We start from the raw sequence: 12,758 nt of genomic DNA, 5'->3' as shown, positions 1-12,758 counted from the left end.
CTAACCACAACGGTTAGCTTTTTAGGCTTATTCTAATCAACATTAGAAGTTTTCACGTGCTTTAGCTGGTTCGACACTCACCTTACGGCCTTTGATCATAGTCTGATGCATACAGCTTTGAACTCTAGAAGCATATTTCTCAGGAATTTCTACAAAGGTAAATTTATCATAAATATTTATTATTCCGATACTGTTTCCAGAGATCCCGCTTTGATCTGCAATCCAGCGGATAATATCCTGGGGGCGAACTTGTTGAAGTCTTCCGATGTTTATAAAAAAGCGCACCATACCTGCTGATGCTCCCGTGTTAGCAAAGAGCTGTTCGTCTGGCTCTCTGCCTTCAACAAGTTCATCGACATTTGCACCCTCTATAGCATATTTTAAGGCCGCAGCTGCTACATCCATAGAATCATATTCTTGAAGCAAGTCACCAACAATGGCACGGTAGTTTCCCAATCGATTACTTTGCATTAACTTAATCAACTGCATCTTGATATTTTCGGCTTGACGCTCACTAATATCAGCTAAGGAAGGCAGCTCCTGCCGTCTAATCCTCGTTTTAATAAGATTTTCGATTAGGCGCAGCTGGCGATATTCTTTTGGGGATATTAAGGTTATTGCTTGCCCCTTACGGCCAATTCGCCCTGTTCGTCCAATCCGATGCACATAGGACACCGGATCTTGTGGAATATCAAAGTTAATAACATGGGTTACATTATTAATATCTAATCCCCGGGCAGCAACATCTGTAGCAATTAGCAATTCGGTCTTCCCATCCCTAAACCGCTTCATAACTCGATCCCGCTGTTGTTGGCTTAAATCTCCATGCAGAGCATCAGCAAAATATCCTCTTGCCTCCAGCGCCACTACCAGTTCATCGACTCCGCGTTTTGTACGACAAAAAATAATCCCCTGACCGATATCCTCCATATCAATGATCCGCCCTAAGGCATCTACTTTAATGCTTTCCCTAGTCTCATAGAAAACCTGTTCAATCAGAGGTACAGTTAATTCATCTCGACTCACCGTAACAGAACGCGGTGAGTTCATATACGTTTGGGCCAATTTTCTAATTCCGGGAGGCATGGTCGCTGAGAAGAGGAGAACTTGCTTACCTTCTGCCGGAACCTCCCGGAGAAGGCTCTCGATGTCGTCGATAAAGCCCATATCCAGCATTTCATCGGCCTCATCCAGAACTACCGTTTTTACATGCTGCAAACGCAGTGTCCCACGATTCAGATGATCCAATAACCTGCCCGGTGTTCCAACAACCACTTGATAACCCATTCGTAATGCTCGAATTTGGCGATCAATAGGCTGCCCGCCATAGATTGGCAAAGGTTTTACGTGCTTATATTTTCCAAGCTTGGCAATTTCTTCCGAAACCTGAATAGCTAATTCTCGAGTAGGTGTTACAATAAGCGCCTGAACTGCTTGAAACTTAGCATTTACCTTTTCGGTAATAGGAATTCCAAAAGCAGCTGTTTTACCCGTACCTGTCTGCGCCTGTCCGATAAGATCTACTCCGTCTAATGCAACAGGAATTGCTTCTTTTTGAATTGGAGAAGGCTCTTCAAAACCCATCTCCGTAAGGGCTTGTAAAAGTGGTTTACTTAACTGTATATCCCCAAAGGTCTGTAAACGTTCAACCATCACCTAATTGTAATCTCCCTTCACTGTTCAACATATCAGGCGTACTCCATTAAGGGCAGCTTGAACGGTCAACTGACGAACAGACTCCCGTTCACCATAAAACTGAAATTTTTCAGCATGGACACCCTTAGCCGTTGCAAAACCAATGTAAACTAGTCCCACCGGTTTCTCATCACTGCCTCCATCTGGCCCTGCTATTCCTGTTGTTGAGATAGCCAGATCTGATCCTGTCTTGGAACGAATTCCAAATGCCATTTCCTTGGCAACCTCTTCACTCACTGCTCCAAATGCTTTAAGGTTTTTCTCACTTACTCCTAGTAGGCCTTGTTTTAAAGAATTTGAATAACTCACTACTCCACCTAAATAAAACTTGGAGCTGCCCGGTTCCTGAGTTAAAGCTGCCCCAAGCAAGCCTCCTGTACATGATTCAGCTGTAGAAATTGTTAAATTCTTGTTATTTAGAGTTCTTCCAACAATGCTGACCATAGTTTCTTGATCTCGCCCAAATACTTTATTTCCTAAACGCCGGCGAATCTCCTCTTCCACTTGATCCAGAGCCTTATTAGCCTCACCCGACATGATTTCAGTGCTTCTGGCAACTAAACGAATGTGCATCTCTGCTCTTTTAGCTAATAAGGCCATCGTAAGATTAGGAAGATTCATCAGGTCATAAAGTACTTTCTCAATAGCAGATTCTCCTATACCAAAAACTTTTAGGACACGCTCCTTCATTCGTACAACATGCAGTCCAATCATTTGCTCTAATTCTGGCCAAACATAGTTATCAAACATAGGCTGCATTTCAAAAGGAGGACCAGGCAAGATAACAACGGTCTTGTTATCTTTAGTAATAACAGCTCCCGGAGCGGTTCCTATAGGGTTAGGCAAGATCTTTGAACCTGTGGGAAAGAAGGCTTGTTTCTCATTACTAGAAGGCATTGGAGCTTTTCTGCGGCCAAAGAACTGCTTAATCTGTTCTAAACTTGCGGAATCTATCTCCATTTTCAAATCTAAGACTTTAGCAACCAGTTCCTTTGTTAAGTCATCTATTGTTGGACCCAACCCTCCAGTTGTAACGATAAGATCACTGCGCTCAATTGCTTGGCGTAAAACTTGTTCTAATCGGTCTGGATTGTCCCCTACGGTCGTATGGTAGTCTACTTCAATGCCTAATGACGACAGTTTTCCTGTTAAATAGTGAGTACTGGTATTGAGGGTTTCTCCAAGTAATAATTCAGTCCCAGTTGAGACAATTTCAGCTTTCATATAGTTTATCACTCTCCTATAAGCAACGCAAATTCATGATTCATACCTGATTAATTATTTCTGATCTGGCACGAAAATATCCTTCTTTGTCTTGTTAAAATATCAAGGAAATGGAAAAATCCCTCCCAAGTTAAGGTTATCCTTCAACTTGGGAGGGCTTTGCTTAGGCTACAGTCTGTAAATGAGATCTTAAGACTTCCCCGCCTAAAGTCTCTTCTTCTTCAAGAATCTTAGTAATCCTTAATAAGGTTTCAATGTTCGCCTTAAGAATTTTTGTCGTTCGTTCTTCAAGCCCAGTCAAAATATCTCTTGTCTCAGTTTGACGTTGATCTGCATTCAAGCGAGAAATATCAGCAACTCCCAACGAAGACATACCTGCCAGCAGCATCTTTTCAACAAGACTTAAGGCTTGCTCATAATCTCCGGCGGCACCGGTGCTTCGGGTTCCTAAAATCTGTTCTTCAGCAACTGCTCCTGCTAAGGCCACCATAATCTGCTCTTCCAACATATCCTTTGTGTAAAGATATAAATCATCTTTGGGGTAATGGCGAACGTAACCAAGAGCATTTCCTCTAGAGCGAATAGAGACCTGGGAAACAGAATTTGGTCGAACCGTTTCTGCCAGGAGGGCATGGCCACTTTCATGAATCGCAATACGCCGTAATTCCTCTGGGGTTGGTTTTCGATCAAGTTTTTCGCCCAACATCACCTTTTCAACAGCCTCATGTAAATGGTGTTCATTAATCTCACATGCTTCCTCACGCATTGCCAGGATAGCGGCTTCATTGGTTAAGCTCTCTAAATGAGCACCTGAAAAACCAAAAGTCTCATGAGCAATATTTTCTAAGCGCACTTCCGGTGCTAGTGGCTTATTCTTTGTATGAATTTTTAGTATTGCTAATCGTCCGTCTTTATCTGGCAAATCAACTTTCACTTGCCTATCAAAACGTCCTGGGCGAAGTAAGGCAGCGTCTAGGGCTTCCGGCCGATTCGTTGCACCCATAACTAGGATGTTAGGACCTTGATCTGCTTTAAGACCATCCATCTCAATAAGGAGTTGATTAAGTGTTTGATCATATTCATGATGGGATACATTGCTGCCACGCTTTGCCCCTAAAATATCCATTTCATCAATGAAAATAATGGCACTAGACTTCTTCTCCTTGCGCACCATTTCCCTTGCTCTGCGAAACAAGCCACGTACTCTTTCAGCTCCGACACCTGCGTACATTTCCACAAACTCACTACCAGATACTGATAAGAATGCCGAATTTGTATACCTAGCAGCTGCTTTAGCTAATAATGTTTTACCTGTCCCAGTGGGACCGGACAATAATATTCCTTTCAAAGGACGAATTCCTAAGGCTTTCATTCTATCTGAATAGAGTAGAAAGTCTAATGCTTCCTGCAACTCTTTTTTAGCGACACTTTGCCCTCCGATGTCCTCAAAATCTATTCCCGTTGTCAGCACGGCTACACCGCTGCCATTTTTAACCATCTGGCGAGAAATGACATATTTCCAAACCAGATAACTCGTTACGAAAAGCAACCCTATAGGAAATACGTTATAGCCCATTGTCATTAAAAAGGCGAAGACTCCTATCCCAAGGCCTAATAAGATGTCATATTTCATACCTTACCTTCTCCCTTTCTTAATTAACCCATATCCTTTTCACTGGATAGAAATTCACCTTGCCCATTCCGTTCGATAACCTCTATCAGCTGAGCTTGGCCCTGATTAAGGATCAAATAAATGGCGTCACTATCCATTTCCAGTTCTAAATTGACACCTTCATTTTCTGCTTGGGTTCTTAGATTTTGGGCCATAACCGTAAAGTTTCCACTTACGATACCTTCCTGTACAGCAAACTGCATTTGCCCAAGAACCCGCTCAAGGGTTTGATTCCTGCTGTCAATAAATCGAATCGGCACATTTTCCGCAACTTTTTTTAATATCTGGCAGGCTTGTCGAAGGTTAGTTAACTGATTGGTCTTTACAACCATCTCTTTTAAACCATTGTGACTTTCGACTTTCGCTGAAACAACTCCGGGGATTTCCTGACTTTGACTTAAGATGGTAACATCAACCCACTGCTTCTGATAAATGTATCTACCCCCTAGTAGCAATCCAAATATCAGAAATCCAACGAGGCTAATCAACAGTATTCGGCGATTTGTCATCATATTTTCCTCCATTTGATATACTACATGCTATATCGACATTATAGCACGTAGTATATACTGAGAAAAAAAATTTTATAGCCAAATATGGTTATATGAGGAAGACTTTTTTTAATTAACACTCCGTTCAGAACATTAAAAATGAGTGCTCATCTTTGGAAGAGCACTCATTGATAGTTGCGCGGAATTTGAGTATAAACTACTTACGTAATAATTTACGAGATTTCATTAGATAATCCAGGCCTGATATAACTGTGAAAAACAGGGCTATGTACAAAAGCGGTTGACCAATATATATACCTACAAGAGAAAGTGGCCAATCGTGTAATAGTATTGCTGAAATTGCAATTACTTGAGTCGTGGTTTTAATTTTACCAAGTTTACTGGCACTAATCACAACCCTGTCGACGGCAGCAATGGCTCGAAGCCCTGTAACTGCAAACTCTCTGGCCAAGATGATCCAAGCGATCCACGCCGTAACCTCTCCGAGCTGAACTAAAGATATTAGAGCAGCTGACACTAAAAGCTTGTCAGCTAAGGGATCCATGAATTTGCCCAAATTCGTAACTTGATTACGCTTACGCGCAATATAGCCATCCAAGCCATCTGTAGCGGCAGCCAAGATAAAGATTACCGCCGCCACCAAGTCTTGATAAGGAAAAAGGGTATAACCTTTTGGAAATTTCAATAACAATAAGGTCATAAAAACTGGTATCAATACAATTCTGGCTAGGGTTAATCGATTGGGTAAATTCACGAGACAACCACTCCCACTAAATCGTAGTTATCCGCCTCAATGATGCGAACTTTGACCATTTCCCCTTCTTCAAATGAGACCTGTGTATCCTTGATATAGACTTGACCATCGATTTCTGGAGCATCCCCTTCTGTTCGTCCCATCCACCGGCCATCGGGCAGTTTTACCTCTATAAGCACCTTAACAATTCTATTAACCCAACGCTGAAGTCGTTGCCGAGATATGCCTTGTTGAATTTCCATAATCTGATCTCTTCGCTGTTCGCGAAGTTCCACGGGTACCTGATCTTCTCTTTGACCTGCCGGGGTATTTTCCTCTTGAGAGTAGGCAAAAACACCAAGGCGATCAAATTGGACTCGCTTAATAAAATCAAGCATCGTTTGAAATTCTTGCTCAGTTTCTCCGGGGAAACCAGTAATCATAGTTGTTCGCAGAGTTATGTCCGGAATTGCAGTCCGTAATTTATTAATCAGGATCTCTGCTTGTTCAATAGTTCCCCGCCGATTCATGTCTCTTAATATTTTATTATCTGCATGTTGCAACGGTAAGTCAATATACTTACAAACCTTCGGTTCTTGGCGCATAACTTCAATTAATTCATCCGAGAAACGCTCTGGATAACAATACATTAATCTAATCCATTCGATTCCTTCTATAAGAGCAAGCTCACGAATGAGCTCAGGAAGTCGAAGTTCATTATATAGATCCTGCCCATAACGGGTGGTATCTTGGCCCATAACCAGGATTTCCTTAACTCCTTGAGCAGCCATTTCTTTTACTTCATGAATTACGGATTCCAGAGGGCGACTACGAAAACGCCCACGTACATAGGGAATAACACAATAAGTACAATAGTTATCGCAACCCTCGGCAACTTTTACATAGGCGAGATAATCCGGTGTAGAACGGATTCTGGCCATCTGTTCATTGTGGAGAAAATCCGGTGCTCCTTGCTTAATCAGAGAGGTACGCGATTCTTCAGTTGCTTGAACTAACTTTGTTATTTCATCGATATTCCCCGTTCCAAGAACACCGTCTAATTCAGGAATATCCTGCATTAATTCTGAACCATATCTTTGAGCTAAACAGCCAGCTGCAATCAAGGTCTGACAATTACCAGATTTCTTAAGATTGGCCATTTCAAAAATGGCTTCAATGGATTCTTCCTTGGCAGATTGAATAAACGTACAGGTATTTACAACAATAACTTCTGCCTCTTCAGGGTTTTCAACAAATATGTGATCTTTAGCCAGTAAACCTGACATCACTTCACTGTCCACTTGATTTTTAGGACAACCTAAAGTGACAACTGCAACTTTCTTAGTCAACACTACACCTCATATCATTGGTCTGCTTTACTTAGTATAAACCAACACTTCAACAAGGTCAAAAAATATTAACAGTATCTAGTATTCAGAGTATGCATTCCGTCAAACATTTGTCAAAAAAAATTATTACTTGTTCAAATCTTGTCTCCCAGCTGTTGCAATGTATATGACATTTTCTCCAATATTAGTTGCATGATCTGCAAACCTTTCTAGGTATCGCCCCACAAAGGCTAAGTACATGCCCTGATCTAAAACTTCCGGCCTTTCTGTCATAATTACCAGTAAATCTCTGACAACTTTCTTATACAGCTGATCAACTTGATCATCTTGATCCGCTAAACCATTGGCAAGTTCCATATCCTCGATAGCATAGGCTTCTAAGCCTCGTCTCATCATTTCCAGAGCTTTCTCCGCCATCAGGGGAATATCAATAAGCTGCTTAATTAAAGGACCCTCGATTCTCCGGACAATCTTGGCTATATCAATGGCTAAATCTCCCATGCGTTCAAGGTCAGTGGATATTTTCATCGCCGAAATAATTTTCCGCAAATCTTTGGCAACAGGCTGCTGGGTTGCAATTAAACGCACACATTCATCATCGACTTGACGTTCGAAGTCGTTAATTTTCTGATCTTCGGCAATCCAATAATCTGCTTGTATTCGATCTAAAGAAATTAACGTCTGCATACAACCCTGCAAAATACGTTCAACCTCTTTTCCCATATCTTTAAGTAGCTGGATTAAAACAAATTGTCCTTCGTTAAGTGACTGTCTCATTTAAACCACATCCTCCTTTTCTAGCCGAATCGCCCAGTAATATAGTCCTCAGTTCGTTTATCTTTTGGGTTTGTAAATATTTCAGAGGTTGCTCCATGCTCAACAAGTTCTCCATTAAGAAAAAACGCTGTAGAATCTGCAATTCGTGCCGCTTGTTGCATATTATGCGTAACTATAAGGATGGTGTAATTATCTCTTAATTGCCTAATTAATTCTTCAATGTGAGTTGTCGCTATAGGGTCTAAGGCTGAGGCCGGTTCATCCATAAGCAGTATCTCAGGTTCAACTGCCAACGCTCTAGCGATACACAAACGCTGCTGCTGACCACCTGATAAACTAATACCTGAATAATTCAAGCGATCTTTTACTTCATCCCAGAGAGCAGCCATCCGTAAACTTCTCTCGGCAATGGCCTGTAGGTTTTGCTTGTTTCTCTGACCATTTAATCGGACCCCGGCAACCACATTCTCAAAAATACTCATTGAAGGAAAGGGGTTTGGTTTTTGAAAAACCATGCCGACAGTTTTTCTTAAGGCCACGGGATCTTGGTCATAAATGCTTTCTCCATCTAAAATGATTTCTCCAATAACCTTTGTGCCGGGCAACGTCTCATGCATACGGTTTATACAACGAACAAAAGTTGACTTTCCACATCCTGACGGGCCAATAATAGCTGTCACATGATTAGCCTCAATCTCCATGTTTATGCCCTTAAGAGTCTTGTTAGGGCCATACCACGCTTCAAGCTTACGAACACTCAAAGTCTGTCCCACATAGATCCCCTCCTAACTATGTCTCGAGCGAAATGCAAATCGGGCAGCCAAATTTATAATAATAATCAAAAGAATTAATACTAAGGATCCGGCCCAAGCAAGTTGGTGCCACTCCTTATAAGGAGATGTAGCATATTGGAAAATTTGAACGGGCAACGAAGCAATAGGCTCATTCAGAGATCGTGCCCAATACTGATTCCCTAAGGCCGTAAATAATAAAGGAGCGGTTTCCCCTGAGACACGAGCGATGGCTAACATTGCTCCGGTAATTATTCCTTTGGCGGCAGTTGGAAGCACAATTTTTAAAATAGTTTTACCCTTAGATATACCTAAAGCATATCCTGCTTCTCTAATTGAATGGGAAACAAGCTTTAGCATTTCTTCTGTGGAACGAATGATTAAGGGAATCATAATAATTGCCAAGGCCAAACCACCTGCCAGGGCCGAAAAGTTACCCATTTTTAATACTACGGCTGTATAGATAACTATCCCAACAATTATTGAAGGGATACCTGTTAATACGTCCGTTGCAAAACGAACCGCTGTACTGAACCAACTATGGCGATCATATTCCGTTAGATAAATTCCTGCCAGAATCCCAACCGGAATACCGATCAGACTCGCAATTAATACCATGATCAAAGTCCCTACTATAGCATTGGCCATCCCCCCACCTGACAGCCCCATGGCTTTGGGTAAGTTGGTAAAAAACTGCATATTCAATGCCCCAAGGCCATTTTTCAAGACATACCCTAAAACTCCAAACAAGGGCACCAAGGCTATAACAGTTGCTGCGACAAAGATGCTCAACATTAGCCAGTTTTTATATTTTCGAATGTAATCCTTCATACCAAGTTTCCTCCCTTAGGCCCACGCGCTACAGACCAAACAAGGAGCCGAGCAAGAAAGTTAAGAACTAATGTAATCCCGAACAGGATAAATCCAATTTCTACCAATGCGCTCAAATACAAATCATAGGTAGCTTCTGTAAATTCATTGGCAATCACTGCCGCCATAGAGTAGGCAGGTGCAAATAAAGAAGGAAGAATATCCGGGCGATTGCCGATTACCATAGTTACCGCCATAGTCTCTCCAAGTGCTCTTCCTAAGCCCAACATTATTCCACCCATTATTCCTGTCTTAGCGTAAGGTAAAACTGCTACCTTGATCATTTCCCATTTAGTCGCCCCTAGGGCAAGAGCGGCTTCACGCTGCATATTAGGAACGGAAGCCATAACCTCCCTAGAGATAGCAGCAATCGTCGGCAATATCATCATGGCGAGAATTAATCCACCTGCTAACATACCAAAGCCTACGGGAGTACCTTGAAAGAGTGGAATAAAGCCTAACCACTTTGCCAGACCGGGCTCCACTGTTTCCCTTAACCAAGGGGCCAGGACAAAAATCCCCCACAGTCCATAGACAACACTCGGAATTGCTGCCAGCATCTCAACTAAGAAACCGATCACCGCGCGAAACTTTGATTCGGCCATTTCATTGAGAAATATTGCCACACCAAGTCCGATGGGTGCTGCTAGAAGCAAGGCCAGTAGAGAGGTCATTAATGTGCCATAGATAAAAGGGAGTGCTCCAAATTGTTCCTTTACCGGATCCCATACACGGCTGGTAATAAAGCTAAATCCAAATGTATGAATACTAGGTCGCGCAGCATCAAACATTTGCCATCCCATCCATGCCATGAGTACCAAGACACTGAAGGCCATCAGGAAGGTGACAAGTCTCAGGAATTGATCTCCTAAAGAGGTATTAAATCTTCGCTTTTTACTCATTTCTTAATCCTTCTGCCTTCCCTTCATTTCTGCCCCCCAAGATTACTCAAAACTAATATTACTTTAGCAAGGGCTCTCCCTGAAAAGTTATTGTTTTTAACATCCCTTCTTCACGACTTACTAAATTAGCAGGCAGCTTTGCATAATGTAACCCCTCTGAAAGAGCCTGACCATCATGTATAGCCCAATTGATGAAGTTAACCAGTGCAGTGCCTTTGGCTTTATCTGTTTGATTCTGATAGATTAAAGCCCAAGCGAATCCAGCTATCGGATAAGCCTCAGCTCCGGGAGCATTGACGATTGACACCCTCATGTCCTCAGGGATTGTTGCAGCCGCTGCTGCAGCGGAGGTAGTTTGGAGAGATGGAGCAGTCCATTTGCCCTCCTTATTTTTCATCATGGCATAGGACAAGTTGTTCTGAACTGCATAAGCCAGTTCTAAATATCCGATTGAACCGGAGGTTTGTTGAATTACCCCAGCAACTCCGGAATTACCTTTACCGCCAATTCCGGCAGGCCAATTTAAAGAAGTCCCTTTACCTACTTTTTCTCGCCATTCAGGACTGATAGTGCTTAGGTAATCGGAAAAAATATATGTGGTTCCGCTCCCATCCGAGCGATGGGCAACTGTGATTTGCAAATCCGGCAGAGCTACTCCCGGATTCTCGTCGGCAATTCTTTTATCATTCCAATTTGTAATCTTGCCGAGAAAAATATCCGTTAGAACCCCAGGGCTAATTTTCAAATCCTTCGGAGTACTCGGAAGATTGTAGGTAACCGCTACGGCACCTAGAGTTAAAGGAATGTGCAGCAAATTTCCTCCCTTTGCTGATTTGAGCTGTTCATCTGTCATGGGACCATCAGTTGCCCCAAAATCAATGGTTTGCTCAGAAACTTGTTTTATTCCTGCACCACTACCTGTGCTTTGATAATTGATGGAAATCTTAGGGTTATTTTTACGGTACTCTTCAATTTGTTGATTTAATAAAGGGTAAACAAATGAACTTCCTGAGCCAGTGAGATTAGCAGAATCACTTTTTTCTTGTCCGGTTGGTTCTTGGTTTTCTCCTCCGCACCCAGTAAGTAAAATTGTCAAAACTAAGACGGCCATCCAAACCATAGATCTCCATTTTTTTATAGACATAATAATCCCCCCTTCAAGGTTTCTAGTAACTTGATAAGAAAGTATTTCGATAAAATATCTTATCTGTTTTAAAGTTTGCGTTAATTGGCTAGATTTAATGTATAAGTTTAGAGGAATTATCTTAAACTTGGCGAATTTACTTACATTAATCTTTAGCGAGGTGCAATCAGTGTTTGATGAAGACGAACTTTTAGAACCTACCGAAATGTGCGGTTGTGGGGATATTGGATATCTGACAGCCAGGACGATTCCTATTGATTTAGCCCACGGTGTCGGACGTGTGAATAATGTTCCGGTCTATCACTGTCGCAATACTTCATGCCCAGAATTCCGTCTCCCCTCAGTTGTTTCACGCCGGTTGGAAGTTATCGCTGAACAGATGGAAGAGGATCTGGCTACCGAATCAGTTTACACTTGGGAAACTTTGCAACAGCCAATTAGCAACCCACTACCGGAATCAGGCGTAACTACCGAACACCATACTAATAACCAGATTCCATTACAGGCATTTACTCTTCAATTCGTCAATCGTCAGTATGAGGATGCTAAAGTGGTACAGATTGTACCTGGAGAAGCTGTATTTTTTAAGAGTAACCTTGAAGACACCGAATACTACCTGCTTCGTTATGATGAGGATCCTCATGCAGAGGGTTTTTCTTTTTCTCTTCTGAAATTTTACTATGATGATCCAAATTTCACTTACGAAAATTACCTGGAATGGTTGGAAGATGGCCATCTTAAGGAATTAGGAAGAATAAGTCTTGATGATGTTGAGACTACTCTGGTTGATGAGTTCGGGGCGGAACTCTTTTAATAGTGTTATATTTTAAATTTCACAAGGCCCCTAAGCTAATTTTCAGCTTAGGGGCCTTGAAATCCCTTGTTTATCCGATGACGTAGCATCCGTAAGACTCCCAGGGAGATAACGGCTGCTACGTCTCTGGATAAGTTCTTCTAAGCTTCAGCTGGAGTAAGTATTCCTCTTAGGCAAACTCCATCTGAAGCTAAGAATCACTTGATCTTTTTTGGGCTGGCATGTTTCTTTCGTTTAACATCCTTTGGGCCCTCGGGTTTACTTTGGGGTTGACC

General features: G+C 42.0%; 12 protein-coding genes. 1 reads left to right on the top strand and 11 read right to left on the bottom strand.

Going from position 1 to position 12,758, the window contains the following annotated elements:
- Window positions 1-42: 42 nt before the first annotated feature.
- From DP73_RS15930 to pstS, 11 genes are all read right to left on the bottom strand, one after another.
- A complete protein-coding gene (locus tag DP73_RS15930; RefSeq protein ID WP_128751429.1) occupies window positions 43-1,656 on the bottom strand; it encodes a DEAD/DEAH box helicase in 1,614 nt (537 codons plus the stop codon).
- A gap of 24 nt (window positions 1,657-1,680) precedes the next feature.
- On the bottom strand, window positions 1,681-2,919 hold the full coding sequence (locus DP73_RS15925) for a competence/damage-inducible protein A (protein WP_034600762.1): 1,239 nt from the start codon (window positions 2,917-2,919) through the stop codon (window positions 1,681-1,683).
- A gap of 163 nt (window positions 2,920-3,082) precedes the next feature.
- Window positions 3,083-4,552, bottom strand: a complete 1,470-nt coding sequence (locus DP73_RS15920; RefSeq protein WP_034600760.1) for an AAA family ATPase — start codon at window positions 4,550-4,552, stop codon at window positions 3,083-3,085.
- Window positions 4,553-4,575: 23 nt separating this feature from the next.
- Entirely contained in the window at window positions 4,576-5,100 is a 525-nt protein-coding gene (locus tag DP73_RS15915; RefSeq protein WP_034600759.1) for a hypothetical protein, read from the bottom strand.
- A 199-nt stretch (window positions 5,101-5,299) separates the two neighbouring features.
- Window positions 5,300-5,857 carry a CDP-diacylglycerol--glycerol-3-phosphate 3-phosphatidyltransferase gene (pgsA, locus tag DP73_RS15910; protein WP_014903570.1) on the bottom strand — a complete coding sequence of 186 codons (558 nt, stop codon included), beginning with the start codon at window positions 5,855-5,857 and terminating at the stop codon, window positions 5,300-5,302.
- Complete coding sequence (rimO, locus tag DP73_RS15905) at window positions 5,854-7,185, bottom strand: 30S ribosomal protein S12 methylthiotransferase RimO (RefSeq protein ID WP_034600757.1); 1,332 nt, start codon at window positions 7,183-7,185, stop codon at window positions 5,854-5,856. The genes pgsA and rimO overlap by 4 nt, the downstream gene beginning before the upstream one ends.
- A 126-nt stretch (window positions 7,186-7,311) precedes the next feature.
- Complete coding sequence (gene phoU / locus DP73_RS15900; RefSeq protein ID WP_034600755.1) at window positions 7,312-7,962, bottom strand: phosphate signaling complex protein PhoU; 651 nt, start codon at window positions 7,960-7,962, stop codon at window positions 7,312-7,314.
- Between the two features lie 20 nt (window positions 7,963-7,982).
- Window positions 7,983-8,735 (bottom strand): phosphate ABC transporter ATP-binding protein PstB, encoded by a 753-nt coding sequence (gene pstB, locus DP73_RS15895; RefSeq protein ID WP_034600753.1) that lies wholly within the window; start codon window positions 8,733-8,735, stop codon window positions 7,983-7,985.
- A 12-nt stretch (window positions 8,736-8,747) separates the two neighbouring features.
- Window positions 8,748-9,584: a phosphate ABC transporter permease PstA gene (gene pstA / locus DP73_RS15890; RefSeq protein WP_034600750.1), complete on the bottom strand. Its 837-nt coding sequence runs from the start codon at window positions 9,582-9,584 to the stop codon at window positions 8,748-8,750.
- On the bottom strand, window positions 9,581-10,525 hold the full coding sequence (gene pstC, locus DP73_RS15885) for a phosphate ABC transporter permease subunit PstC (RefSeq protein WP_034600749.1): 945 nt from the start codon (window positions 10,523-10,525) through the stop codon (window positions 9,581-9,583). The genes pstA and pstC overlap by 4 nt, the downstream gene beginning before the upstream one ends.
- Window positions 10,526-10,583: 58 nt before the next feature.
- Window positions 10,584-11,669 (bottom strand): phosphate ABC transporter substrate-binding protein PstS, encoded by a 1,086-nt coding sequence (gene pstS / locus DP73_RS15880; protein WP_034600747.1) that lies wholly within the window; start codon window positions 11,667-11,669, stop codon window positions 10,584-10,586.
- 169 nt (window positions 11,670-11,838) lie between these two features.
- Here pstS and DP73_RS15875 point away from each other — a divergent pair, with 169 nt between their 5' ends.
- The gene (locus DP73_RS15875) at window positions 11,839-12,483 is read left to right on the top strand and encodes a hypothetical protein (protein ID WP_034600744.1); all 645 of its coding nucleotides are present in this window, start codon (window positions 11,839-11,841) and stop codon (window positions 12,481-12,483) included.
- Window positions 12,484-12,758: the final 275 nt, after the last annotated feature.

It is taken from the genome of Desulfosporosinus sp. HMP52 (genome assembly GCF_000765145.1).
Lineage (GTDB): Bacteria > Bacillota > Desulfitobacteriia > Desulfitobacteriales > Desulfitobacteriaceae > Desulfosporosinus.
The sequence above is the reverse complement of the archived record's forward strand: the minus strand, read 5'-3'. Positions and strand labels throughout refer to the sequence as shown.

Bases quoted from the DNA above. Each gene is read 5' to 3' on its own strand.
- DP73_RS15925 (WP_034600762.1), bottom strand. From the start codon at position 2,919: ATGAAAGCTGAAATTGTCTCAACTGGGACTGAATTATTACTTGGAGAA.
- DP73_RS15920 (WP_034600760.1), bottom strand. From the start codon at position 4,552: ATGAAATATGACATCTTATTAGGCCTTGGGATAGGAGTCTTCGCCTTT.
- DP73_RS15915 (WP_034600759.1), bottom strand. From the start codon at position 5,100: ATGACAAATCGCCGAATACTGTTGATTAGCCTCGTTGGATTTCTGATA.
- phoU (WP_034600755.1), bottom strand. From the start codon at position 7,962: ATGAGACAGTCACTTAACGAAGGACAATTTGTTTTAATCCAGCTACTT.
- pstA (WP_034600750.1), bottom strand. From the start codon at position 9,584: ATGAAGGATTACATTCGAAAATATAAAAACTGGCTAATGTTGAGCATC.
- pstC (WP_034600749.1), bottom strand. From the start codon at position 10,525: ATGAGTAAAAAGCGAAGATTTAATACCTCTTTAGGAGATCAATTCCTG.
- pstS (WP_034600747.1), bottom strand. From the start codon at position 11,669: ATGTCTATAAAAAAATGGAGATCTATGGTTTGGATGGCCGTCTTAGTT.